Raw genomic sequence first — 22612 nt, 5'->3', positions numbered from 1 at the left:
TGTGCACCTGAACGGTGCTGGTCTAGTCCAGATAGGTAACGTTGATGCGTGATGAGGCAATCAAGGCGGTAACCTCCATCGGCCTGGCGCTGCAAGAGCAGATCGACCATGGCCTGTTGCCGCCTGCCAGCAAACTGCCCGCCGAACGCAAGCTCAGCGAGTTGTTTGGTACCACTCGGATTACCGTGCGGGAAGCCTTGTTACAGCTTGAGGCCCAAGGGCAGATTTACCGCGAAGAGCGTCGGGGCTGGTTCGTCTCGCCGCCACGGCTGGCCTATAACCTGATGCAGCGCAGCCATTTTCACGCGATGGTCAGCGACCAGGGGCGTGAGGCTTCCACGCAGGTCATCTCAGCACGCTTGCAACCGGCGTCGGCGGCGGTGTGCGCGTGGTTGCAGTTGCCGGCGTTGTCGAGCGTGATCCAGATTTGCCGGGGGCGCAGGATTGACGGGCGCCTGGTGTTGTATGTGGAGCACTATCTGAACCCGCAGTATTTTCCGGGAATCCTGGCGTGTGATTTGAATCAGTCGATGACTGAGCTGTATGCCAGCAAATATGACTTGCGCTACGGGCGGGTGCGCTTCGAGATTGTGCCGACCTCACTGCCGGTGGAAGCGGCCGCTGCGCTGCGGGTCTCGGTAGGCAGCCCGGGCTTGCGCATCGCCCGGGTCAATTACGACCAGCATCAACGCCTGATCGACTGTGACCTGGAGTTCTGGCGGCATGATGCGATTCATGTGGGTGTGGATGTGGTGTAGCGGCTGGTGCACCGCGAACCCATGTGGGAGCTGGCTTGCCTGCGATGGTATCGACTCGGTGCGCCTGATAAACCGAGGCGTCCGCATCGCAGGCAAGCCAGCTCCCACAATGAACCGAGTTTATCTCTGACGGATCGGTGGCTTGCCTAGGGTGTGAGTGCCTTGATCACTTGGTCCACATTGGTTTCCAACTCCATCACCGGGTCGGCACCGTCCACATTCAATACCAACAGTCTGGAGCCGCCGGCAGTGATGGCGGTTTTGACTGCATCGCTGGGTTGACGGTGATGCAGCACCACGGCCACATCGTTGTCCTTCAACGTGCTGCTGAGTTTTTGCAGCGCCTCGGGCGTCCACTCGGCATCGGGCCGTGCATCGGTGCCGAGCACTTCCAGGTTCAGGCTGCTGACCAGGTACGCGAAGTGATCGCTCAAGCTGAGCACACTCAGGTTGTCGGCCTTGGCCAAGCGCGCCTCGCTGTCGGCGGTGAGCTTGAGTAAACGCTGTTTGAGCGCGGCCAGGTTAGCGTCGATCCTGGGTTTGGCAGCCGGCGCCAGGCGGCTCAGGTCGGCGGCCATCACGTCGGCCATGCGCCCCATATTGTTGCTCGATTGCCAGGGTTGGCTGTTCAAGCCATCGGTGACACCCGGTTGTACTGCGATACCCGGCAAGCCGCCGTCCACCGGGCGTGCGGCATCGACTTCGACGATGCGGATATTGCTGCGCCGCGCCACGGGGTACAGCGGGTCATCGGCCCACAGCGAGCGCAGGCCGATAGCCGCGTCGGCGTCCAGCGCCAGCTTATTCAGTGCCGCAGCACCGCGGCCGGTGAAGTAGGACACCTGCCGCGAACCCGGCAGATTGGCCGGCGCGGCGCGTTCAAGCGCTACGTTGGTGCCTTTGAGCAGCGCCTCGGCCAAGCCGTAGGTAATCGGCAGCGAGGCCAGCACCTTGACCGGCTGCTTGGTCTTGGTCAGGGCTGCGTGACCGAGGCCCTGGTTGACTTTGAAGTCCTTGGCGTCGAAACCGTCGACGGCCAGCGCCGACGTACTCATCAAGCAAGCGATGGCCAGGACCAATGGGCGAAAGACAGGGCGCATTATCCAAGATTCCCTTTGAGGCTGGGCACAACGCCACGGGCGATGGCGGCGAAGGCGAAGGCGATACCGGCAACCAGAATGATGGCGGCGCCGGATGGGATGGGCAGGTCGAAGATGATCGGCAGCAGGATGCCGCACAGGGTGCTGACGGTAGCGATCAACACCGAGATCCAGAAAAACCCTTTGAGTGACTGGCTCAACAGGCGCGCCGCAGCGGCAGGAATCACCAGCAAGGCGCCGACCAGGATTGCGCCTATGACCTTGACCGCGGCAACGGTGATCAGGGTCACCAGGATCACGAACAGGTAGTCCAGGCTTTTCACCGCCACCCCGCGCACTGCCGCCAATTGCGGGTTGAAACTGGCCAGCATGATGCGGTTGTACAACGGCAATGCCAGGGCCATCACCAGCGAGCCGACAATGGCCAGTACCAGCAGATCGTTGCCGTTGACCGTCAGCACCGAGCCAAACAGCACGTTCTCGAGAATGTGCACGTTGATCTTGCCGGCCAGGATCAGCAGCAGGCTTGCCCCCAGTGCCAGGGACACGGACAGGAATACGCCGATCAAGGTATCGGGCGCCAGGCCGGTGCGGTTACGCAGGTAATTGAGCAGGATGCCGAACAGCAGGCAGTAGCCAAACAGGCTGCCATAAGGCCCGGTATAGGGTTCTCCCAGCAGGATGCCCACGGCCACGCCGGTCAGCGCGGCATGGCCGACCGCTTCGGAGAAAAACGCAAAGCGCTTGACCACCACCAGCGTGCCCAGGCCGCCCAGCACCGGGCCGATCAACAAGCCGGCGAGCAGGGCGTTGACCACAAACCCGTAGGCCAGGGCTTCGGGCAGGTAACCGGAAGAGGCCCAGCCCTGGACCATCAAGCGAAAGGCTTCATAACTCATGGCGCCGGGCTCCGAGGGTGGGTGGAGAACAAAGTGAGCAGGCGGTCCGGGGTCAGCGCCTCTTTCGGTGTGGCGTCGAACAGCACGCGGCGGTTCAGACCGGTGACGCGGTCGCCCAGGCGGCCAACGGCCTCCAGGTCGTGCTCGATCCACAGCACCGTAATCCCAGCCAGGCGCCAGTCGTTCAATAGCCGCTCGAACACCTGGATACCCGCCTCGTCGAGGGCCGACATCGGTTCATCCAGCACCAGCAACTGCGGCGCCGGAATCAGCCCCTGGGCCAGCAGTACGCGCTGGCGCTCACCGCCGGACAACGCGCCCATGCGGCGCTTGCGCTTGTCTTGCATGCCGACGCGTTCAAGGGCATCGCCAATCGCTGCTGCGTAATGCCTGGACAGGCCCAGAAACGCCGGGCGACGCTGGCACATGGCAGCCATGAAATCGTCCACAGTCATCGGCAAGCCCCGGTCAAATTCCAGCGCCTGGGGCACGTAACCGATGGTGCCGGGTGTGGTTGGCCATTCCAGGCTCAAACGCCCCTGGTGCGGCGTCTGCCCCAACAGGGTCTTGATCAGCGAGCTTTTGCCGCCGCCGTTGGGGCCGACCAGCGCGTGGATGCTGCCCGGTTGTACCTGGAAACTCACGCCATCAAGGATCACGGTGCGCCCCAGGGTCAGCGAGACCTGGTCGAAGTTCAGGGTGGGGCCGACGCTGACGGGGTTCAGTTGCTGTGCGGCGGTCATGCTCCCGACTCCTGAATCGCCCGTACCACGGTGTTGAGGTTGCCGGCCATCTCCACTTCGTACTTCTCGGCGCTGTATTCGCCGTAGGAAATATGCGACAGCGGGTACAGCTTGACCCCGGATTCACGCTGGATGGTATCGACGTAGGTGGACGGGAAATCCATCTCCGAGAAAATCACTTTCACATCCAGAGCACGCAGTTCATCGATGGTCTTTTTCAGTTGGCTGGGGCTTGGCTCGATACCGTGGGCCGGCTCGACCACGGCGGTGACCTCCAGGCCAAACTCGCGCAACAGGTAGTCGTAGGCCGCGTGTACGGTGGCGACACGCAGGTCGGGGTTGGGCGCGCTGGTCAGCTTGGCCAGGGCGTCGGCGCGCATCTGGCGCAGGCGCTTGCCGTAGGCGCGGGCGTTCTGGGTGTAGGTTTTGGCGTTGTCCGGGTCGAGCTTGCCCAACTCACGGGCAATGTTATTGACCTGGGCAATCGACGCGCTGATCGACAGGAAGGTGTGCGGGTTGACCACCTTGCCCGCACCGCGTGCCGCGTTACCTGTAGCGGCGAGCAGCGGCACGTTGGCGTTGGCTTCGATCACCGGGATGTCCGGGCGCTCGCTGGTGGCGATCATACGGTCGGCGAAGTCGTCATGGCCGACGCCGTTGAGCACGATCACATCCAAGGTGCCGATGCGCTTGATGTCTTCGGCGCGCGGCTCGTAGGCATGGGGGTTGAAACCGGCGGGAATCAGCGGCACCACTTCGGCCTTGTCGCCCACGATATTGGCCACGTAGCTGTAATAGGGGTGCAAGGTAATGCCGATACGCAGGCGCTTGGCCGCCTCGGCATTGGCAAGGGGGGCGAGCATCAGGCTGAACAGGCCAACCAGCAACAGGCGCAACAGGGGCGATGACATAGACATGGGCAATCGGTCTTCTCGTTCAGTGACGGTGCTGGCGGGTAACGCCGGCATCGAATTGCGCGACCACCTGCTGCCAGCCGGCCGCGATCAGCGCCTGGTCAGTGAGGTCGGATGGAGCGGCAAGGTTGGCGCTGCGGTTGAGCCAGATATCCGGCTCACTGCCTTGCACGCGCATCAGCAGCGAACCGCTGGTGGCCGGCGCCTGGCTCAAGCCCAGGTAGGCAGCCGGTGCCAGCAACTGCCAGCGGTGGCCGCCTCGGCTTACTGAGCTAGCGTCCTGGGCAAAGGGGGCGAAGCCTTCTTCGGCCAGTTGCTCAGGCGTCGGCAGGGCGCTGTGTTCCTGCTGCAACAGGTGGATTTCATCCAGGGTCACCCGCAGGTCGGCGTAGATGCCTTGCTCGGCGGCGCTCAGGTCGCGGCGGGCGTCCAGCTGATGGCTTGGCACCGCCGCGACTTCCTGGGTTTCCCCATGCAGCGCCACGACCGTGCCCGCCACCGCGAGGATGATCAGACACAACAGCAACACATAAAGGGTTTCGTGGCCCGCGCCGGCGGGGCGTACAACCTGTGTGGTACTCATTGCGACGGGATATCCGCTTGGTCGATTTCCACCACGTGGCCGGGGCCGGCATCGAAGAGCACGTAGAATTCGGCGGCGGGCTTCTTGAAGGTCAGGGTCGAATCCTCGCCGAGCTTGCCCGGCACCAGGATGGTTTCGTCGTAGCCGATCACATCCAGGGTAACGCCGGGGGCGCCACTGCCGTCGGAGAAGCCGCCTTTGCACTGGATCTGCTCACCGGGGATTTCCTTGCATTCGCACATCGGGTTGTGGGCGAAGGCGGTGGTGCTCAGGCCGGCGCACAGCAACAGCGCGGCGCGGGTGAAGCGCTTGAACGTCATGGTTTGACTCCTTGCTTGTTCAGCCAGGCAATGGTGGCAGGCGAGGCCTGGCTCAGCGGGATGGAACCCTGGTGCATGCTGCCGTCCCACCCTTCCATGGTCACCCATATTTCGGCGTCCGCCGGGGTGCGTTCGGGGATCGGCAGGGCGGCGCCCATACGGTACGGCGTGCCGAAGAAGATCACTCCGGCGGCGCGCAGGCTGCGGGGTTTGCCGATACGCAGGTAAGTGGCCTTGACCTGCTCGGCACAGGTATCGCACAGGGCAGCGTTGAAGAACTTCATCGGGCCAGCCGGGTTCGGGCTCGGGCCTTCGTTGCGAAACTCAGCCAGCGTCAGGCTCCAGGGGCCGACTTGCACTTGCCCGGCCACGCGCTCGCCGATGCCGGTATCCCCGCGAAACAACGCGGCGTCGGCAAAGTATTTGGGCATGAACCCCAGCGGCACCAGCAACAGCAGGATGTTGATATGGAAACGCCATTTCAGCCAAAAGGCGCGCAGCGGGGACGGGAGTACGGTTGCGACCTTGCTCATCGCCGAGCCTCCGAGGTGTCGGCGTGCATGGCCGGGATGGGCGCGTGCTGACGTTGCGTCTTGGCCTCGCGCTTGAGGGCGTTGAGGGTGGCCAGGGCGGTGCGCTTGGTCCAGATCAGCAAGCCGCTCAATACCATCATGCTCAGCACCAGGCCGAAGAATGCCCAGATCAGCTTGATCCACAAACCGCCAAAGTCCCCGGTGTGCAGTGGGCGCATCGACTCGGTGACGAATTCCAGCGGGGTACGGTCGGACAACAGGTTGGAGACCGCGATTTCACCGTCATAGGGGTTCAGCTGTGCGGTCTGGAACATCAACGGGTACCAGCCACGCCCGCCGATCTGCAGGTGGCTGTAGGCGTTGCTTGGCATGAACACAAAGCTGGCGTCCAGGCCGGGGATTCGCTCGGCGGCGATGTCGATCGCCTTGTCGATAGGGATCATCGGTGCCGGCACGCCCGGCGCCGACAGCGGCACCTTGTCCCGTGCGATAACTGGCACGATGGGTTCACTGGAAATGGATATCTGGTTGTCGCCCAGGACAGCCTCGATCAGGAACCAGGTGCCAGTGATTGAAATGACCGCGATAAACCAGATCGACCAGATGCCGCTCAGGCGGTGAAAGTCGCCCCAGAAGATTCGCGCGCCATGGCGGATGCGCAGGGTAGGACGAAGGAAGCCTTTCCAGAAGCGCTTGTACACCACCAGCCCGGTGATCAGCGAGGCGAGCAGCGGCAAGCCCAGCGCGGACACCAGGTACCAGCCCCAACTGTACCCATTGGTGAACGGCACCAGCCACCAGCCATGCAGGGCGCGGGTGAATTGCTGGAAATTGAACGAGGGGCTGATGCCCTGGATCGCGCCGGTGTAGGGGTTGGCATACACCTCCACGGAGCGCCCATCCGGGTAGCTGAGGCCGACGCTTAGCGCGAAGTGCGACTCATCCGGGCGGATAATGGACTGGACGATAGCCTTGGGTTCATCGCGCTTGATGGCCGCGATCACCTGGTCAAAGCTCAACGGCTGGGCTTCATCCGACGGCTTGCTGGCGCGGATATCCGGGTTGGCCAGCCACACGATTTCCTGGCTCACCACGGCCAGCGTGCCGGTAACGCAGACGATCAGCACAAAGAACCAGATGGGCAACGCCAGCCAGCTATGAACGAGAAACCAGAGTTTGGAGCGTGACTTCTTCGACATATGAATGAGGGTCTTGAACGGAGGGGGCGATAGAGGCCCGGAAAAGGCCAGTCGTAGCTTTTGCTGACGCGACAGGCTGTATCTAAGTTAAGACGGATGAGAATGAGAAATCCCTAAGGCGGATATGAAAGAAAATGTTTCAGGATTGCATTCAGGGTGTATGGCGTAACCCTGTGGGAGCTGGCTTGCCTGCGATGACATCGACTCGATCCAACGGATGCACCGAGTCGTCTGCACCGCAGGCAAGCCAAATCCCACATGGGATGTGTATTGCGTTGCAACTATCAGCCTTGCTTGAACAACTCCATGGCGCGCTGGCGTATCTGCTCCTCGGTGAGGTCTTCCTTGTGCGTGGCCAGGAACCAGAGATGACCGAACGGATCTTTCACGCTCGCAGAGCGGTCGCCATAAAACTGATCCTTCGGCTCGGACACCACGGTGGCGCCGGCATCAACCGCTCGTTGAAATTGTGCATCCACATCTTCCACATACAGATGCAGACCAATGCTGGTGTGCTCATCCGGATTGCGCAGGGCCATTTGATCGCAGGGCGTACCGAGCATCAGCGATGAATCACCAATCCGCAGTTCGGCATGACCCACCCTGCCGTCGGGCATGTCCAGGCGCATGACTTGCGTGGCGCCAAAGGCTTTTTTGTAGAACTCGATGGCCTCGCCCGCTTTGTCGATGCCCATATAAGGTGTGAGGCTGTGATAACCGTCGGGAATAGCTTTAACGTTCATGACATTCTCCCTGAGTCGAGGTATGAACATTTCACTATAGGCCACGTAATGCGTGGCCTGCGGGCAACCGACGAGGTGCTTTTATCAAGGCGGTGTGGTGGGCTCCAGCAGTTGGGCGCCCGGCCCATACTCAGCGAGCTTATCGTCCTGATTGCGCAACGGGCACGCCTCCATCGATAAGCACCCGCAACCGATGCAGCCATTGAGCTTGTCGCGCAGCAGCACCAGTTTGTTGATGCGCTCATCCAGGTCTTCACGCCACAACGCCGATAGGCGCTCCCAGTCGTGAACATTGGGTGCGCGCTCATCGGGCAAGGTGCGTAATGCCTCGCCAATGGTAGCCAGCGGAATGCCCAGGAGCTGGGCGATCTTGATCACCACTACGCGCCGCAATACATCCCGTGGATAACGCCGCTGGTTACCTGCATTGCGATTGCTCTTGATCAGCCCTTTTGCCTCGTAGAAGTGCAGGGCAGTAACCGCTACGCCGCTGCGAGCAGCGAGCTGCCCGACGCTGAGTTCCTTATTGAGCATGAACATCTCCCAAACAGTGCTTGACCTCGACTTAAGTAGAGGTTTTACCCTGCGTGGCATCGAATCGCAAGATTCTGCCTACAAAGAGAGGGGAGTGTTCATGCAGGTATCGGAGAAGTGTCGCGGCTTCACTCAGTTGATCGAGTTTCAGATCAACCCCCAGCAGCAAGATGCCCTGGTGGCGGCCTTGTCCACTCAAAGCGAACGACTGGCCGAGGGCCACGATGGTTTTCTGAGTGCCAGCGTGCAGGTCAGCGAGGACGGCCGGCGGGTGCTCAATTACTTGCAATGGCAATCGCGCGCAGATGGCGAGGCGGCGTTCAAGTTCTTCGAGCAGCGCGGCGAAGATTTCTGGACGCTGATTCGCGCCCACCAGGCAACGGCGGTGACCTTCGGTTCGTTCCAGGTGCTGCAAAGCTTTGAGCGCAGCCATGACAACGCGCTGCACTGTCGCCTAAATGGATAAATGCAGCATCCGCCCGCCCTGCACGTTTTCGCCAGGTCGACGTTTGTTCACCGCCAGCTCGCCGAGCTTGATCAAGCGCGAGCGCGTGACGTTGCGGCTCAGGCCCAGCAGGTTGGCGGTATGCACCTGGTTGTAATGGCTGAAGCGGTAGGCCGCACGTAAGAGTGCGTCTTCGACCTTTTCATGCAGGGCGCCGGTCTGTTCCTCGAACAGCGTTTGAAACGCCCGCGCCAGCAAGGCTTCGGCGCTGTTACCAATGTGGTGCGGGTTGTCGTCCTGGCGCTCGATACGCATGTTCGACAGGCGCAAATCGTCGCGCCCTATCACGCCTTTGCGGCAGATCAGTAGGGTGTGATGGATGACGTTTTCCAATTCGCGGATGTTGCCTGGCCAGCTGTAGCTCTTGAGCTTGTGCTCGGCCTCACGGCTGATGGTGATGGGGCCGTAGCCCAGGCGCCGACTGTAGACTTCGATAAAGTGCCAGGTCAGCGGCAGGATATCGCCAGGGCGCTCGCGCAGTGGGCTGAGTTCCAGGCTGACCACGCCGAGACGGTAGTAGAGGTCTTCGCGGAAATGCCCGGCGTTGATGGCCTTTTCCAGTTGTACGTTGGTCGCGGCGAGCACGCGCACATCAATCGCAATGCTTTTGCGCGAGCCCAGGCGTACGACTTCACGCTCCTGCAATACCCGCAACAGTTTGACCTGGATTGCCATTGGCAGATCGCCGATCTCATCGAGGAACAAGGTACCGCCGTCAGCCTCTTCGAACCAGCCGGCCTTGGCGCTCAGGGCACCGGTAAAGGCACCTTTGTCATGGCCGAACAGCTCGGCTTCCACCAGGGATTCGGAGAATGCCCCGCAGTTCACCGCCACGAACGGCCGGTTGCGCCGCGCGCTGAGGTTGTGGATATGGCGCGCCACCAGCTCTTTGCCGGTACCGGTTTCGCCGATGATCAACACGCTTGCGTCGCTGGGCGCCACTTGCTGGATGTGGTTGAGCAAGGCCTGGGATTCAGGGGCCTCAAAGACCTGAGCGGTGGCGCGGATCGAGGTCGCGAGTGCGGGGGAGGGCGGTAGGGTCAATAACTGCATGGGCACCTCGTTGAAGGGCTGTCGCCATGGCGACCGTTGCGTGGCGAACAGTCGGGCTACGTGACGCCACTTATAAAGGGTTGATTTTATTCCGTAAATGAATGTATTTAAATATTTATAGAACGAAAATGAATATGTGGGTCGCGCTATCGAACCTGCTGTAACGGTTGATAGCGACTATCACGGGCGTTGATTTTTCATGGCAGGGGGGCGGGAGTAGCCTGTGTTCATTGACTCGAAATCTCCCCAGCAGGACCGCCGCCATGAACCGTCTACTCGCAATTTCGTTACTGTCTGTCATCTCTGTTCTCGCCGGGTGCGCGACTCACCCATCGCCTGAGATGCGCCCTTACACGGCAGAAGAAACCAAACAGTTGGCGTTGGAAGCGTTGAGTCGTCGCGGGTTGTCATTTGATGAATACCAACAGCAGCGTGCTGCCCTGACTGGCCAGCCACAGAAAACCTTTGGCTTTGATCAGCAGGCTGAAATGAACGCACAGCGCGCCGCACAGCGCAGCGGCCGTGCGAGTTGAGAGCCGGGTGACGATAGGTACGTCTTCCAGTTTGACGAGCTGATATCTGTCGGCTAGAACTTAGCCTTAGCAACGCATCACGGCTGCATGATGCAGGCGGATGGTTGAGTCGAGTGTCTGATTTTTCCTGTCTCTTTGGCTTCGTGCCATGTCGTAGTTTCGCTGTGGAATAGCATTGCAAGACATTCCAAATTGAATGTACTTCGGGTTGCGTCAGCCGTTCGCGGCGCGTGACTCCGTGCCGGGTGCTTTCTGACGGGATCGTGAAACTGCGCAGTCTTTCTTCGATAGAAATACGCCTGGCCTGCCATTGAGGCTGGTGATCATGAGGATGTCGATCGGGTGGGGTTTGCTTGTTTCGCGCTGTGGTTGGAGTTTGCCTGGCGTGTTCTTCGCGTTGCTGAGTGTGGAGGTTTCGGCGGCGGCCTGTACGGCACCTGCCTACCAAGCTGGGACCGTCTACGGACAAGGCGACCAGGTGCAGAACAAAAACCAGCAGGACAAAACCCACGAGTTTGAATGTTGGAAAGACACTGACAAATCGCCGCACGGGCCGGGCAGTTGGCAATGGTGCAACCAGCCCGATTACAACCCCGGGCAGCCATCCTCTCATGGTGTCGAGATTTGGGGCGATGCCTGGAAGGATCTGGGGGAATGCGGTGGCTTCCAGGGTAACCGTCTGACCCTGAACTTCAGCACGTTAAGCGGCCGGGGGCCGATCAGCCAGCCAACCCCGGGCGTGGCGCGGGCCGATCAGGTAGTCACTGGCGTATTGCGCTGCAAAGCCGAGGAGATCCCGATCAGTGCCAAGTCCGGCGAAACCATTCACCTCGATAACCTGAAGGCCTGCGACTACCAACTGGTGATGAACCCCGCTGGTGGGTTTGTGCCCTTGAACACACCGCGTATCGTTTCCTTCCAGCGAGAGGAGGGTGAGGAACAGGCGGTCACCCTGAAGTATCGGCCACCGGTGCAGGTGGGCAGGCTCAGCGGCCTGCCAGGGGTCAAGATTGAATTGTTTGCCCAGGGGCTGATACAGCCTCGGCAGATGGCGATGGGCAAGGACGTGCTCTATGTGGGCTCCAGTGCGATTCCATCCTACGTCTATGACGGGAAAATCGCCGATATGATCTATGCCTTGCCCCTGGACAATGCCGGCAAACCCACCGGCATCTACGTGATTGCCAGCGGGTTGGAGGAGCCGCACGGTGTGGTGTATCGCGACGGTGATTTGTACTACTCGACCACTGGCGGCCTCTATCGTTTGCGCGATGCCGATGCGCATTACAAGGATCCTTCGCCTGAGCGGGTGTTCAAATTCCCCGCCGACGATGCGCCATTTCCTCTGCCTTCCGTGGCGTCTGGCTCCAGCACTCGCTTCTGGCATATGAAGCACCCTTTGCATTTCAACCCGCTGGACCCCGCCGACACTGGCCTGTACACCGCCGTCGGCATTCCTTGCAACTTGTGCATGATCCCGCCTGACCCGCGTTACGGCACGTTACTGCGTTATGACACCGTGACCGGTAAAGCGCAGATTCTTGCAAAAGGGGTGCGCAACTCTGTGGGGTTCGACTGGAACCCGCAGACCGGTGAAATCTGGTTCACCGACAACAACCGCCAGGGCTACCCCAACCCCGACGAAATCAACCGCATCAGCGGCCCAAACCAGCACTTCGGTGTGCCCTATCTGTTTGGCAAAGGCACGCCGGGTTTCACCGATGAGGAGTTTGGCAACCCGGCGGTGATCCAGCCGCCCTTGGTTCAGGGAGCGATTGTTTCCGATAAGTCCCGGCAGCAGATCGACCCGAAAGACTACGTGCCTGCCGCTTTCGAGCTGGGTACCAACACCGCACCTCTGGGGCTGAAGTTCTGGAGTGGTTACCCGGCTCGCACACGTTCGCAGAATATGCTGGTTGCCGTGCATGGAGCGGGCACGGCCGAGCGGCCGGGTATGGATGTGCGACTCGTCTCGATCCAGGACGGAACGCGAGTGGTCAATCAGATCCCGTTGATCAATGGGTTTATCCAAGACCCCCTGCGTTTCGATGTGTATTGCCTGGACGACTCCTGCATTGGTCGGCCGGCTGACTTCCTGGCGCTACCGGACAACAGCCTGCTGATCTCCGATGACGTCGCCGGGGTGATTTATCGCGTCAGTTATGACCCAGCAGGGTTGCCGAACACAGAGTTGACCCTGCGGCCGGCGCTCGCACCGGCACCTGAGCTGGAGAATGAGATGATCAGTGGCACGCTGATTGCGCCGGGCGGTAATACCCGCCAGTTCCATGCATCCTTCAACCCTGCTGACAGTTATGCCGCATTGGTGCTCAAGGGTTTGCCCTACGGGACTTACCAGGTTCGGCTCAATGATGTGAAAAACTGGATTCCACAGACGCGCAATACTTCACTTACCTTGTCTGCCGACGACAACAAGCACGTGTTGAACATGCAGTACCGTGAGCGGCCGATCAAGCTGGATATCAACATCACGGTGTTGGCGCCGCCCAAGCCTGCGTCAGTAACGGATTCCACTTGGCATTTCACCCTCAAGCTCAAGGGCTCTACGAGCACCGAGCCCAAAGTGGTGCAGGTGCCTTGGGGCGAAAGTGTCACCGAGCTTCTGGACTATGGGGATTACGAGGTCATCTATCCCTTTTACCCACAGGAGCTGCCACAGCCGGAACAGGTAGCGCTGCGTATCAACGAGGACAGCCAGGACGAGCAACTGTTACCTATCAGTTACCGTCATGAACCGAAATTGGGCGAAACAGTGCTTGCCGAATCCTGCACCAAATGCCACGCGGTGGAGTTTTTCAACAACCTGCGCATGGCGGTGGCATGGAGCAGTGCTGGCCAGGATGCGTTGGTGCGGCAAATCCAGAGCATGCCGGTGGCCGGGCATTGCGACACCACCTGTGCGACCGAAATCAGCAAGCATTTGTTTGAGGTGGTGTGGGCGCCCTACCTGAGCCCGAACGAGGCTCACGGTCAGCGCCAGTTGCGCTTGCTGACGCGCGATGAATACGCGGCCAGTGTCAAGGACATACTCGGCGTGGAGGTCAATACCCAGAAGCTGCCGGCAGATAAATCCGAGAAAGACTTCAAGTTCCCAGGTGAAGCCAGCAAAGGGCTGCTGCAGGCTGAAGACATCAAGCAGCTGTATGGCATGGCGGTGTCGATCGCCGAGCAAGTGGCACCTCAACGTGTAAAACGCTTCAAATCCACTGCCGGTACCCTTGAGGTCAGTGCCCTGGGTTATCAAGTGTTCCGCCGTCCTTTGAGCCCGTCTGAGTTGTCGCGTTATCAGGCGGTGTTGGATGAGCACGGAGAGCGGGCGCTGATCGCTGCGCTGCTGCTGTCGCCCAACTTCCTGTATCGCTCGGAGTTGGGCCAGGCTGTCGCGCGGCAGGCCGAGGTCTACAAGCTCACCCCTTATGAGACCGCAACTGCATTGTCCTACACCTATCAAGGCACCACTCCGGACGCGCAACTGCTGGCCAAGGCAGAGCGCAACGAGTTGCGGACAGTGCAGCAAATCAGCGCAGAAATAGACCGGATGATGCGCAGTGAGCGCGGGCTTGAGCAGTTCAATCGGTTCATCAGTTACTACATCAAGACTCAGCGCGGGGTGCAGGAGAAGCCCGGCCTGAGCGCACAGATGATCCAGTTGATGACCCAGGAGCAGGCCCTGTTGACCCGTCACGTGATGCTCGACGGCAAGGGGACGTTGGACGAGCTGTTCAACCCCGGTGTGACGTTCCTCAACAAGGCTCTGGCCGAACACTACGGTATCGGCGGCGTAACCGGTGACACGCTGCACAAAGTCGCCGTGGATGAGAAACGGGGTGGCTTGTTGCACTTGGGACTTTTTCAGGCCTCTACCTCTGACTATCAGGTCACCTCACTGGTCAAGCGCGGCATTGCCATTCGCGAGCAGCTTTTCTGCCGGGAGTTTGGGGCGCCGGTGGAAGCCGAGCCCACAGAGCCGGCCTACCCTGCGCGTGCGATCAGTACCCGTGAACGCTGGGACCTGATTAATGGTGAGCAGGCTTCGGGAGGGCGTTGCTGGCAGTGCCATCAGTACATGAACGACACCGGCGCATCGATGGAGCATTACGACGCTGCCGGGCGCTATCGCCAGCAGGAGCCTGCCTACAACTACGCGCAGTTCCCTGTGCAGTTGCCGATCAAAGCGTCCGGTCCGTTCATTGGGGTTGATGGCGCGGTGCCTATCGACGATGTACGAGGTATTTCCAAGCTGATCGCGCACAACTCGGCGTCTCTGTTCTGCATGGCGGATAGCTATTTCCGTTTCGCTTCGGGCAACAAATCCGACGAGTCCACTTCCGCAACGGTCAAGGCATTGGTCGACGGGCTGAAGGGCAATGGCTCATTACCAGGGATGCTGCGCACGCTGGGTACCTCCAACGCGTTCCAATTCAAGACGCAGAGGGATTGATCATGGATATCTTGAAAAGTCGTCGTCGCTTTCTGGCCGGCCTGGCTGCGGTAGGTGTGTTCGGCCCGCTCACCCAGTGTGGCCTGGCGCGTATGGCCTTGGCCGGGCAAAACCAGCAGGCCAAGTTAAAAGTGGTTTTCTTTGTGGTGCCTGATGGCCTGGCAGTCGACTCTGCAACCGCCTATTCCAGTGATGGTCGAGGCCTCTGGCATCCCGCTGCCGAAGCTTTGGACACTTCCGACTTCCAGCTCAACGAGGTCAGCCAGGAGCTGGCGGCCTATAAAAACCAGTCCTTGTACCTGCGTGGCACGATTCTGGGCCCTGGCAATGAAGGCCATAACGGCTGGACGTGGGCGTTGCGCGACCGTGAGAAGAAGATGGCGTCGATTGATGTGTTGCTTGGCCGCCATATGCCGGGAACCGATCCGACCCAGCGGAGTCTTTTTGCCGGGCCGCATTCGGGCATTGACGGGACTGCCTGGCAGGTATCCTGGGAAGGGCCGGAGAATGGCGGCGCAATGCGCAGGCCTGAGCAGGACCCGGTGGTGATGTACGAGAAGATCTTTGGCACGGTCGGTCGTGAGGTGCGCGAGCAGCAGGTGCGAAACATGCATGTATTTGATCCGGTGCTGGCGGATATCAACGAGCTGCGAGGCAGACTTGCGGGGGCGCAAAAGCAGAAGCTCGATATGCAGCTTGATTCGGTTGAGCAGGTCATGAAAGACATGGAAGAAACTCTGCCACCCATTGGCGAATGTTCGCCTTTGCAGATGGAAACGTTGCCGTTCAAATCTGCGGAATTTCGTAACCAGGTACAGCATCACCACCATCAGGTGGTTGCCACAGCGCTGGGGTGTGGCATCACGCGTGTAGCGACGATTCAAGTCGGGCGCTCGGCGGAGTCGCTCAATATCCTGGACGTCAGTAATGTGACCAACCCCCATGACTGCGCCCATCGTTATGCTGGGCTGGACGTATGGAAACGATCCCGGCAGTGGTATACCCAGCGAGCCAAGTTGTTCATGGACGAGTTGGCGAAGCGTGCCGATCCCGACGTGCCGGGTGACAGCCTGCTTGAACACACGCTTGTGGTATTCACCAGCGAGATGGCCGATGGTGCCCCGGAGCATACGAAGGATATGCCGCTGGTACTGATGGGCGGGGCCAGCGGGTTGTTGAAGAGCGGCGATGGCGCAGGACGCTATTTCAACATCACGGCCCAGGGTGATCGTCAACAAGAAGGCAACCCGGTCATTGGCAATAAAATGGTCGATATGCAGCGAATCTGGGCCACCATCGCCCGGGCAGCCGGAACCGTTGTGCCCTACAACGGAAACATCGATCCTGTGAGCGGGTTGTTTACTAACGTTTGAGTCGCCTGGCGCTGCACTAAAAGCCGAAAATTCCGTATGGCGGATTTTTCGGCTTTTTGCATTTGCACCCAATCGCCTTTGAGCCTGTTAAGCTGAAAATCAGGAGCGTTCCTACGCACATTTACATCACGTGGTTCTTCTTCAATGGCACTCGATCAGTTAAACCTGACGACCTCTGTTCTGTTCGATGCCCCCGGGACGCCGCTCTCGGGAACACGCTCTGCGAGTTTTACGCCATGAATAAACGTCCGTTGTATTTCGACTATGCCGCCACCACGCCAGTGGATGAGCGAGTTATCCAGGCGATGGTCGAGTGCCTGGGTTTCAATGCCAATTTTGGCAACCCTGCGTCCAGTTCCCATGCATTCGGCCAGGCGGCCCGGCAAACGGTTGAGCAGGCGCGACGGCAAGTAGCCGAATTGGTCGGCGCCCAGCCTGAGCAAATTGTCTGGACTTCCGGTGCCACCGAGTCCAACAACCTTGCGATCAAAGGGGTGGCCCAGGCGCGAGGGCTGGCTGGTGGGCATATCATCACCAGCCAGATCGAGCACAAAGCCACACTCGACACCGCGCGGCAGTTGCAGGAAGCCGGCGTGGCTGTGACCTATCTGGTGCCCGATGCCGATGGCTTGATCAGCGTTCAGGCTGTCAGTGAGGCATTGCGTGAGGACACCTTTCTGGTGTCTTTGATGCTGGTCAATAATGAACTGGGCACCCTTAACGACATTCCGGCTATCGGCGCGCGGGTGCGTGAGCAGGGCGCGCTGTTTCACGTGGACGCGGCACAGGGGGCGGGCAAGGTTGCCATTGACCTGGCGCAGTGGTCGGTGGATTTGATGTCTTTTTCCGCCCACAAGCTCTACGGCCCAAAAGGCATTGGCGCGCTGTACGTTGGGCCTCGTGCGCAACAGAAAGTGTTGGCGCAGATTCATGGCGGCGGCCACGAAGGTGGCTTGCGTTCGGGCACCCTGGCGACGCATCAGATTGCGGGCATGGGCACGGCGTTCGCTCTGGCGGCGGCGTACTTTGCTGAGGAAAAGGCGCAGATCGTGGCCTTGCGTGAACGTTTGTTGGAGCAGTTGGCGTCGATTCCCGGAGTACGCCTCAATGGCAGCCCAACCCAGCGTATTCCCCACACCCTCAGCCTGACGTTCAGCGAAGGCGAATTCAACGCTGCCGCCTTGAGTGCGGGCATTGCCTTTTCGGCGACTTCAGCGTGCAATTCGGCTAGCAATGCACCGTCCCACGTCCTGGTGGCCCTGGGGCATGATGCCCGCAGCGCTGGTCGCACTATTCGCTTGAGCCTGGGCCGGTTCACCACCGAGCGGGATATCGACGAAGCTGTGCAATTGATCAAGACGGTACAGGCCAGCGCACCAGCGTTCTGGGCTGTCTGATACTTCATTTGCAATACATAACAATTATTAGTGGTTAGCAGGAGATACAATGAGTACGCAGCCTTTGACCCATGGAACGGTTCCCCAGCGCTTGGCGCATACCCGTGAACTGATGCGCCGCGAAGGCATTCACGCCCTGCTGGTGCCGTCGGCGGACCCGCACTTGTCCGAGTATTTGCCGGGTTACTGGCAAGGGCGCCAGTGGTTGTCCGGGTTTCATGGTTCGGTGGGCACCCTGATCGTCACGGCGGAGTTTGCCGGGGTCTGGGCGGATAGCCGGTATTGGGAACAGGCGACCAAGGAGCTCAAGGGCAGCGGTATCGAGTTGGTGAAGCTGCAACCGGGTCAGCCTGGACCGTTGGAGTGGCTGGCCGAGCAAACCCCTGAGGGTGGCGTGGTGGCGGTGGACGGTGCGGTCATGGCCGTGGCCTCGGCACGTACCCTGGGTGGCAAGTTGGCCGAGCGTGGCGCGCGTCTGCGTACCGATATCGATGTGCTCGATGAAGTCTGGCAAGACCGCCCGGCGTTGCCGAACCAGCCGATCTATCAGCATCTGCCGCCCCAAGCCACCGTCAGTCGTGGCGAGAAACTGGCCGCCTTGCGCGCCAGTTTGAAAGACAAGGGCGCCGATTGGCATTTCATCGCGACGCTGGATGACATCGCCTGGCTATTCAACCTGCGCGGCGCTGATGTTTCGTTCAATCCGGTGTTTGTGTCCTTTGCCTTGATCAATCAGCAACAGGCCACTTTGTTTGTGGCGTTGGGCAAGGTCGATGCGCAACTGCGGGTGGTGCTTGAGCAGGATGGCGTGACCCTGCGTGATTACAGCGAGGTGGCGCAAGCGCTGCGAGCGGTACCGGCGGGCGCAAGCTTGCAAGTAGACCCCGCCCGCGTCACCGCCGGCTTGCTGGAAAACCTCGACGCGGGCGTCAAGCTGGTTGAAAGCCTCAACCCCACCACACTAGCCAAATCCCGCAAGAGCCTGGCGGACGCGGAACATATCCGCCAAGCCATGGAGCAGGATGGGGCGGCGCTGTGTGAATTCTTTGCCTGGCTCGATAGCGCCCTGGGCCGTGAACGCATTACCGAACTGACGATTGACGAGCACCTGACCGCTGCGCGTACCCGCCGCTCCGGCTATGTATCGCTGAGTTTCAACACCATTGCCGCTTTCAATGCCAACGGCGCGATGCCGCATTACCACGCCACCGAAGAAGAGCATGCGCTGATCGAAGGTGATGGCTTGCTTTTGATCGACTCCGGCGGTCAGTACCTGGGCGGAACCACGGACATCACGCGGATGGTGCCTGTCGGTACACCGAGTGAGGAGCAGAAACGCGATTGCACGCGAGTGCTCAAGGGCGTGATTGCTCTGTCCCGTGCGCAGTTCCCCAAGGGCATTCTTTCACCGTTGCTGGATGCCATTGCCCGTGCGCCGATCTGGGCAGAAGGCGTCGACTACGGTCACGGCACAGGCCATGGCGTAGGTTATTTCCTCAACGTGCATGAAGGTCCGCAGGTGATTGCCTATCAGGCTGCTGCGGCGCCACAAACGGCGATGCAGCCAGGGATGATCACTTCAATTGAGCCGGGTACTTATCGCCCTGGCCGTTGGGGCGTGCGCATTGAGAACCTGGTGTTGAACCGTGAAGCGGGCAAGACCGAGTTTGGCGAATTCCTCAAGTTCGAAACCCTGACCCTGTGCCCAATTGATACCCGCTGCCTGGTGCCGTCGTTGCTCACGGCGGATGAGCGTGAATGGTTCAACGCGTATCACGCCCAGGTGCGTGAGCGTTTGAGCCCGCTGCTCAATGGTGCAGCGCTTGAATGGTTGCAGGTGCGCACTGCGGCGATTTGATCGGTTGCAGCCAAGGCATTGCCGGCTGCAATCAACACCTAGCTGAGGGCTTCACGCACAAAGTCCAGGCGGTCCTGGCCGAAGAACAGCTGGTTTCCTACAAAGAAACTGGGAGCGCCGAACACGCCGCGCTTAATGGCTCGTTCGGTTTTTTCCTTGAGAGCGTCCTTGACGGTTGCATCATTGGACAGGGCCAGTACCTGCTCGGGATCGAACCCCTGTTCGGTGAGCACATTGGCCACGACCTCTGGGTCGCCCAGGTGACGGCCTTCCACCCAGAGTGCGCGGAACAGGCAGTCGATGAAGTCGAGGAAGCGCTCAGGCTGGTGGATTTGAATGCCGGTGACGGCGCGCATCAGCACCAAGGTATTGATGGGAAAGTGCGGGTTGAACCTGAGCGGCACGTTGTAGCGTTTGGCGTAACGCGCCAGGTCATCGAGCATATAGCGCCCCTTGGCGGGCACCATGATCGGCGAGGCATTGCCCGTGGCCTTGAATACACCGCCCAACAGCATCGGTTGATACACCACCTGTGCGCCGGTTTTAGCGCACAGCGCCGGCAACTGGGTATAGGCCAGGTAAGTCGCGGGGCTGCCGAGATCAAAGAAGAACTCCAGGGTTTTACTCATGGTCTGTACTCACTGCTTATTGTTATAGAGGGAGTCACCAGGTTTCATTCCAGGGGCGCAGGTCCAGTTCGAACGTCCAGGCGTCCCGTGGCTGGCGATGCAGGAACCAGTAGTTGTCGGCAATATGGTCAGGGTTGAGGAGGGCGTCCTGATCCTTGAGGGCGTATTTTTGCGGGAAGTTCTCGCGAATGAAGTCGGTATCGATGGCACCGTCGACTACCACATGGGCGACATGGATGTTCATCGGGCCTAACTCCCGCGCCATGCTTTGTGCCAGGGCGCGTATCCCATGCTTGGCGCCAGCGAAGGCAGCAAACCCCGCGCTTCCGCGCAAGCCGGCGGTGGCTCCGGTGAACAGGATAGTGCCGCGGTTACGCGTGACCATGCGTTTGGCGACTTCCCGTGCGTTCAGGAAGCCGGAGAAGCACGCCATCTCCCAGATCTTGAAGTACTTGCGTGCGGTTTCTTCCAGAATGCTGCAAGGCACATTGGCGCCGATGTTGAAGACGAACGCTTCAATAGGTCCCAGCTCGGTTTCGATTTGCTCGACCAGAGCGATCACGTCCTCTTCTTTACGTGCATCACAGGCAAAACCATGGGCTTCACCGCCCGCCAACTGAATGCTGTCTACCAGGGGCTGCAGTTTGTCGGCGCTGCGACGGGTGACGCAGGCGATGTAGCCTTCGCGGGCAAAGCGTTTGGCTATGGCGCCGCCGGTCGCGTCACCGGCACCCACTACTAATACGATTTTCTTGTTGTGCGGCATGGGAACTCCATTGGTTCGATGGTCGAGCAGGAGTTTAGCCTTCGTGCCGCAACTGGCCTGAATTTAAGATGAGCAGTCAGGAAAGACTGCTCGGGCAGCTATTTGCAGATGACGATCATACTGCGGCTGGTATAGCCGGCTGGGTTGAGGCCGAAGGGATAGTCCCCAGGCTCTTCGGAGTTATCGCCGGATTTGGCTATCACCCGGTAGCCCTTGGCACCGCATGAGTTGGCTGCACTGGTGTAGCACTGGTCCCAGGAGGAGGACAGGCCTGAACAGTTGATATGCAGCCCTTTTTTACCCCGTTTCACTTCTGTTTTTGTGGTTGCAGCACAGCCAGCGATGCCCACAACCAGCAACAGTATCAAAATTCGTTTCATTCCCATCCTTAATAGCCGCCCTGCAAAAGAACAGAGCCGCTTTACTCGCTCTCGAGCGAAGCGTTCATGCTGTCCGTGTCGAAATTCTCCATGAATGACATTCGGTTACGGCCTAAACATGGCCTAAATGAGCGGCAAATACCAGAGCTGGCTTTAAAGATGATCAGTCGGCAGGCACCAGTGGTTTGGATTCGTTGCGCATCGTCAACGTCGCGCCTACGCTAGCCAGGATAATGCAGGTGATGGCCAGCCATTGGGCCAGGGATAAATGCTCATGCAGAAAGAACAGGCCGGAGAGGGCGCCGAACGCCGGTTCTATACTCATCAACGTGCCGAATGTGCGAGCGGGAAGGCGAGTCAGTGCGACCATCTCCAAGGTGTAGGGCAAGGCGGTGGACAGAATTGCGACGCCAATGGCGATAGGGATCAGGGCGGGCGTCAGCAGCGCGGCGCCCGCATGCACGATGCCGATCGGTGCGACGAACAGGGCCGCAATCATCACGCCGAGTGCAGCGGTCTGAACACCATTGTCGTTCCCAGCCTTTTGGCCGAATAAAATATAGAGGGCCCAGCATCCGCCTGCGCCCAGTGCGTAAGCCGCGCCGACCCAGTCGATACCGCTACTGGCCTCGCCCATCGGAATCAACAGCAGCAGGCCGATGATCGCCAGGGCAATCCACAGGAAGTCGACAGCTCTGCGCGAGGCATAGATAGCGACGGCAAGCGGGCCTGTGAATTCGAGTGCTACGGCAATCCCCAGCGGTACGGTACGAAGGGACATATAGAAGAGGAAGTTCATGCCGCCCAGCGCCATCCCGTAAATGATCACCGTGCGCAAGGACTTGGCCGTCAGCGTGGCGCGCCATGGGCGTAATAGCACCAGCATGATCACACTGGCGAAAATCAAACGCAGAGCAGTGGTGCCTTGTGCGCCAACAATAGGAAACATGCTTTTGGCCAATGACGCACCGGATTGGATGGACGCCATGGCGATCAATAGCAGGCCGATCGGAAACAATGCGGATGCCAGGCTGCGAGGTGGGGTGGTCATTGCGGTAGTTCTTCCGAAGTCATGATCGATAAATACGAGGCGCTATGATGCTTAACTGTCGACGAATGAGCAATATATTGCTCAAATGCTGCCTTGTAGCTATCTATATAGTGGGAGCATCGGGTTTTTGAGGTATTTGATAGAAAAACCGAATAATTGTGTTGACGGCAGATTCTGGAAGCCTATAATTCGCCCCACTTCCGGCGCAGTCGAAACGGAAAACTCCTTGGTAAACAATGAGTTATGCAGTTTTCGGCAGCAAGTTGCTTCAGTTCATCG

22 protein-coding genes are annotated in these 22612 nt (G+C 59.7%); 7 read left to right on the top strand and 15 right to left on the bottom strand.

The features are described 5' to 3' along the window. Window positions 1–44 precede the first annotated feature (44 nt). Complete coding sequence (locus ACP7CZ_RS23385) at window positions 45–758, top strand: UTRA domain-containing protein (protein WP_054897875.1); 714 nt, start codon at window positions 45–47, stop codon at window positions 756–758. Between the two features lie 146 nt (window positions 759–904). On the opposite strand, the gene ACP7CZ_RS23380 is transcribed toward ACP7CZ_RS23385, so the two are convergent. The 10 genes from ACP7CZ_RS23380 to soxR form a co-directional block, all read right to left on the bottom strand. Continuing rightward, window positions 905–1858 carry a metal ABC transporter substrate-binding protein gene (locus ACP7CZ_RS23380; RefSeq protein ID WP_294191538.1) on the bottom strand — a complete coding sequence of 318 codons (954 nt, stop codon included), beginning with the start codon at window positions 1856–1858 and terminating at the stop codon, window positions 905–907. Beyond that, window positions 1858–2757, bottom strand: coding sequence for a metal ABC transporter permease (locus ACP7CZ_RS23375; RefSeq protein WP_003190154.1), 900 nt, complete (start codon window positions 2755–2757; stop codon window positions 1858–1860). Before ACP7CZ_RS23375 ends, ACP7CZ_RS23380 begins: the two co-directional genes overlap by 1 nt. Then, complete coding sequence (locus ACP7CZ_RS23370; RefSeq protein ID WP_186527851.1) at window positions 2754–3500, bottom strand: metal ABC transporter ATP-binding protein; 747 nt, start codon at window positions 3498–3500, stop codon at window positions 2754–2756. The genes ACP7CZ_RS23375 and ACP7CZ_RS23370 overlap by 4 nt, the downstream gene beginning before the upstream one ends. After that, complete coding sequence (locus ACP7CZ_RS23365; protein ID WP_236282764.1) at window positions 3497–4417, bottom strand: metal ABC transporter substrate-binding protein; 921 nt, start codon at window positions 4415–4417, stop codon at window positions 3497–3499. The genes ACP7CZ_RS23370 and ACP7CZ_RS23365 overlap by 4 nt, the downstream gene beginning before the upstream one ends. Before the next feature lie 19 nt (window positions 4418–4436). After that, the gene (locus ACP7CZ_RS23360) at window positions 4437–4997 is read right to left on the bottom strand and encodes a DUF6162 family protein (RefSeq protein WP_014717807.1); all 561 of its coding nucleotides are present in this window, start codon (window positions 4995–4997) and stop codon (window positions 4437–4439) included. Beyond that, a complete protein-coding gene (locus tag ACP7CZ_RS23355) occupies window positions 4994–5317 on the bottom strand; it encodes a hypothetical protein (protein ID WP_020301064.1) in 324 nt (107 codons plus the stop codon). Before ACP7CZ_RS23355 ends, ACP7CZ_RS23360 begins: the two co-directional genes overlap by 4 nt. Further along, entirely contained in the window at window positions 5314–5850 is a 537-nt protein-coding gene (locus tag ACP7CZ_RS23350; RefSeq protein WP_186527853.1) for a thiamine pyrophosphate-binding protein, read from the bottom strand. The genes ACP7CZ_RS23355 and ACP7CZ_RS23350 overlap by 4 nt, the downstream gene beginning before the upstream one ends. Beyond that, complete coding sequence (locus ACP7CZ_RS23345) at window positions 5847–7049, bottom strand: PepSY-associated TM helix domain-containing protein (RefSeq protein WP_294191532.1); 1203 nt, start codon at window positions 7047–7049, stop codon at window positions 5847–5849. Before ACP7CZ_RS23345 ends, ACP7CZ_RS23350 begins: the two co-directional genes overlap by 4 nt. A 284-nt stretch (window positions 7050–7333) precedes the next feature. Then, complete coding sequence (locus ACP7CZ_RS23340; protein ID WP_054897881.1) at window positions 7334–7792, bottom strand: VOC family protein; 459 nt, start codon at window positions 7790–7792, stop codon at window positions 7334–7336. Between the two features lie 84 nt (window positions 7793–7876). Then, window positions 7877–8326: a redox-sensitive transcriptional activator SoxR gene (soxR, locus tag ACP7CZ_RS23335; RefSeq protein ID WP_294191528.1), complete on the bottom strand. Its 450-nt coding sequence runs from the start codon at window positions 8324–8326 to the stop codon at window positions 7877–7879. Window positions 8327–8426: 100 nt separating this feature from the next. Here soxR and ACP7CZ_RS23330 point away from each other — a divergent pair, with 100 nt between their 5' ends. Further along, window positions 8427–8792: an antibiotic biosynthesis monooxygenase gene (locus ACP7CZ_RS23330; RefSeq protein ID WP_034127271.1), complete on the top strand. Its 366-nt coding sequence runs from the start codon at window positions 8427–8429 to the stop codon at window positions 8790–8792. Here the strand turns inward: ACP7CZ_RS23330 and ACP7CZ_RS23325 are convergent. Then, window positions 8781–9884: a sigma-54 interaction domain-containing protein gene (locus tag ACP7CZ_RS23325; protein ID WP_294191524.1), complete on the bottom strand. Its 1104-nt coding sequence runs from the start codon at window positions 9882–9884 to the stop codon at window positions 8781–8783. The genes ACP7CZ_RS23330 and ACP7CZ_RS23325 overlap by 12 nt on opposite strands. Window positions 9885–10147: 263 nt before the next feature. Here ACP7CZ_RS23325 and ACP7CZ_RS23320 point away from each other — a divergent pair, with 263 nt between their 5' ends. The 5 genes from ACP7CZ_RS23320 to ACP7CZ_RS23300 all read left to right on the top strand — a co-directional run bounded on the left by ACP7CZ_RS23320 (window position 10148) and on the right by ACP7CZ_RS23300 (window position 19507). Further along, on the top strand, window positions 10148–10417 hold the full coding sequence (locus ACP7CZ_RS23320) for a hypothetical protein (RefSeq protein ID WP_054921668.1): 270 nt from the start codon (window positions 10148–10150) through the stop codon (window positions 10415–10417). A 385-nt stretch (window positions 10418–10802) separates the two neighbouring features. Then, on the top strand, window positions 10803–14879 hold the full coding sequence (locus ACP7CZ_RS23315; protein ID WP_294191521.1) for a DUF1592 domain-containing protein: 4077 nt from the start codon (window positions 10803–10805) through the stop codon (window positions 14877–14879). A 2-nt stretch (window positions 14880–14881) separates the two neighbouring features. After that, window positions 14882–16252 (top strand): DUF1552 domain-containing protein, encoded by a 1371-nt coding sequence (locus tag ACP7CZ_RS23310; protein WP_294191519.1) that lies wholly within the window; start codon window positions 14882–14884, stop codon window positions 16250–16252. Window positions 16253–16488: 236 nt separating this feature from the next. Continuing rightward, on the top strand, window positions 16489–17649 hold the full coding sequence (locus ACP7CZ_RS23305; RefSeq protein WP_057978101.1) for a cysteine desulfurase family protein: 1161 nt from the start codon (window positions 16489–16491) through the stop codon (window positions 17647–17649). Window positions 17650–17698: 49 nt separating this feature from the next. Then, window positions 17699–19507, top strand: coding sequence for an aminopeptidase P family protein (locus tag ACP7CZ_RS23300; protein WP_294191518.1), 1809 nt, complete (start codon window positions 17699–17701; stop codon window positions 19505–19507). Window positions 19508–19545: 38 nt separating this feature from the next. Here the strand turns inward: ACP7CZ_RS23300 and ACP7CZ_RS23295 are convergent, their stop codons facing one another. The 4 genes from ACP7CZ_RS23295 to rhtA all read right to left on the bottom strand — a co-directional run bounded on the left by ACP7CZ_RS23295 (window position 19546) and on the right by rhtA (window position 22333). Continuing rightward, window positions 19546–20136, bottom strand: coding sequence for a 2-hydroxychromene-2-carboxylate isomerase (locus ACP7CZ_RS23295; RefSeq protein WP_054897887.1), 591 nt, complete (start codon window positions 20134–20136; stop codon window positions 19546–19548). 34 nt (window positions 20137–20170) lie between these two features. Beyond that, on the bottom strand, window positions 20171–20902 hold the full coding sequence (locus tag ACP7CZ_RS23290; RefSeq protein WP_014717823.1) for an SDR family oxidoreductase: 732 nt from the start codon (window positions 20900–20902) through the stop codon (window positions 20171–20173). Between the two features lie 98 nt (window positions 20903–21000). Then, complete coding sequence (locus ACP7CZ_RS23285) at window positions 21001–21282, bottom strand: hypothetical protein (RefSeq protein ID WP_003190182.1); 282 nt, start codon at window positions 21280–21282, stop codon at window positions 21001–21003. A gap of 163 nt (window positions 21283–21445) precedes the next feature. Further along, on the bottom strand, window positions 21446–22333 hold the full coding sequence (gene rhtA, locus ACP7CZ_RS23280) for a threonine/homoserine exporter RhtA (RefSeq protein ID WP_038449645.1): 888 nt from the start codon (window positions 22331–22333) through the stop codon (window positions 21446–21448). Window positions 22334–22612: the final 279 nt, after the last annotated feature.

It is taken from the genome of Pseudomonas sp. DWP2-2 (assembly GCF_049897065.1).
Taxonomy (GTDB): Bacteria; Pseudomonadota; Gammaproteobacteria; order Pseudomonadales; family Pseudomonadaceae; genus Aquipseudomonas; species Aquipseudomonas paracarnis.
The sequence above is the reverse complement of the archived record's forward strand: the minus strand, read 5'-3'. Positions and strand labels throughout refer to the sequence as shown.

Bases quoted from the DNA above. Each gene is read 5' to 3' on its own strand.
- ACP7CZ_RS23385 (WP_054897875.1), top strand. From the start codon at position 45: ATGCGTGATGAGGCAATCAAGGCGGTAACCTCCATCGGCCTGGCGCTG.
- ACP7CZ_RS23380 (WP_294191538.1), bottom strand. From the start codon at position 1,858: ATGCGCCCTGTCTTTCGCCCATTGGTCCTGGCCATCGCTTGCTTGATG.
- ACP7CZ_RS23375 (WP_003190154.1), bottom strand. From the start codon at position 2,757: ATGAGTTATGAAGCCTTTCGCTTGATGGTCCAGGGCTGGGCCTCTTCC.
- ACP7CZ_RS23370 (WP_186527851.1), bottom strand. From the start codon at position 3,500: ATGACCGCCGCACAGCAACTGAACCCCGTCAGCGTCGGCCCCACCCTG.
- ACP7CZ_RS23365 (WP_236282764.1), bottom strand. From the start codon at position 4,417: ATGTCTATGTCATCGCCCCTGTTGCGCCTGTTGCTGGTTGGCCTGTTC.
- ACP7CZ_RS23360 (WP_014717807.1), bottom strand. From the start codon at position 4,997: ATGAGTACCACACAGGTTGTACGCCCCGCCGGCGCGGGCCACGAAACC.
- ACP7CZ_RS23355 (WP_020301064.1), bottom strand. From the start codon at position 5,317: ATGACGTTCAAGCGCTTCACCCGCGCCGCGCTGTTGCTGTGCGCCGGC.
- ACP7CZ_RS23350 (WP_186527853.1), bottom strand. From the start codon at position 5,850: ATGAGCAAGGTCGCAACCGTACTCCCGTCCCCGCTGCGCGCCTTTTGG.
- ACP7CZ_RS23345 (WP_294191532.1), bottom strand. From the start codon at position 7,049: ATGTCGAAGAAGTCACGCTCCAAACTCTGGTTTCTCGTTCATAGCTGG.
- ACP7CZ_RS23340 (WP_054897881.1), bottom strand. From the start codon at position 7,792: ATGAACGTTAAAGCTATTCCCGACGGTTATCACAGCCTCACACCTTAT.
- soxR (WP_294191528.1), bottom strand. From the start codon at position 8,326: ATGCTCAATAAGGAACTCAGCGTCGGGCAGCTCGCTGCTCGCAGCGGC.
- ACP7CZ_RS23330 (WP_034127271.1), top strand. From the start codon at position 8,427: ATGCAGGTATCGGAGAAGTGTCGCGGCTTCACTCAGTTGATCGAGTTT.
- ACP7CZ_RS23325 (WP_294191524.1), bottom strand. From the start codon at position 9,884: ATGCAGTTATTGACCCTACCGCCCTCCCCCGCACTCGCGACCTCGATC.
- ACP7CZ_RS23320 (WP_054921668.1), top strand. From the start codon at position 10,148: ATGAACCGTCTACTCGCAATTTCGTTACTGTCTGTCATCTCTGTTCTC.
- ACP7CZ_RS23310 (WP_294191519.1), top strand. From the start codon at position 14,882: ATGGATATCTTGAAAAGTCGTCGTCGCTTTCTGGCCGGCCTGGCTGCG.
- ACP7CZ_RS23305 (WP_057978101.1), top strand. From the start codon at position 16,489: ATGAATAAACGTCCGTTGTATTTCGACTATGCCGCCACCACGCCAGTG.
- ACP7CZ_RS23300 (WP_294191518.1), top strand. From the start codon at position 17,699: ATGAGTACGCAGCCTTTGACCCATGGAACGGTTCCCCAGCGCTTGGCG.
- ACP7CZ_RS23295 (WP_054897887.1), bottom strand. From the start codon at position 20,136: ATGAGTAAAACCCTGGAGTTCTTCTTTGATCTCGGCAGCCCCGCGACT.
- ACP7CZ_RS23290 (WP_014717823.1), bottom strand. From the start codon at position 20,902: ATGCCGCACAACAAGAAAATCGTATTAGTAGTGGGTGCCGGTGACGCG.
- ACP7CZ_RS23285 (WP_003190182.1), bottom strand. From the start codon at position 21,282: ATGAAACGAATTTTGATACTGTTGCTGGTTGTGGGCATCGCTGGCTGT.
- rhtA (WP_038449645.1), bottom strand. From the start codon at position 22,333: ATGACCACCCCACCTCGCAGCCTGGCATCCGCATTGTTTCCGATCGGC.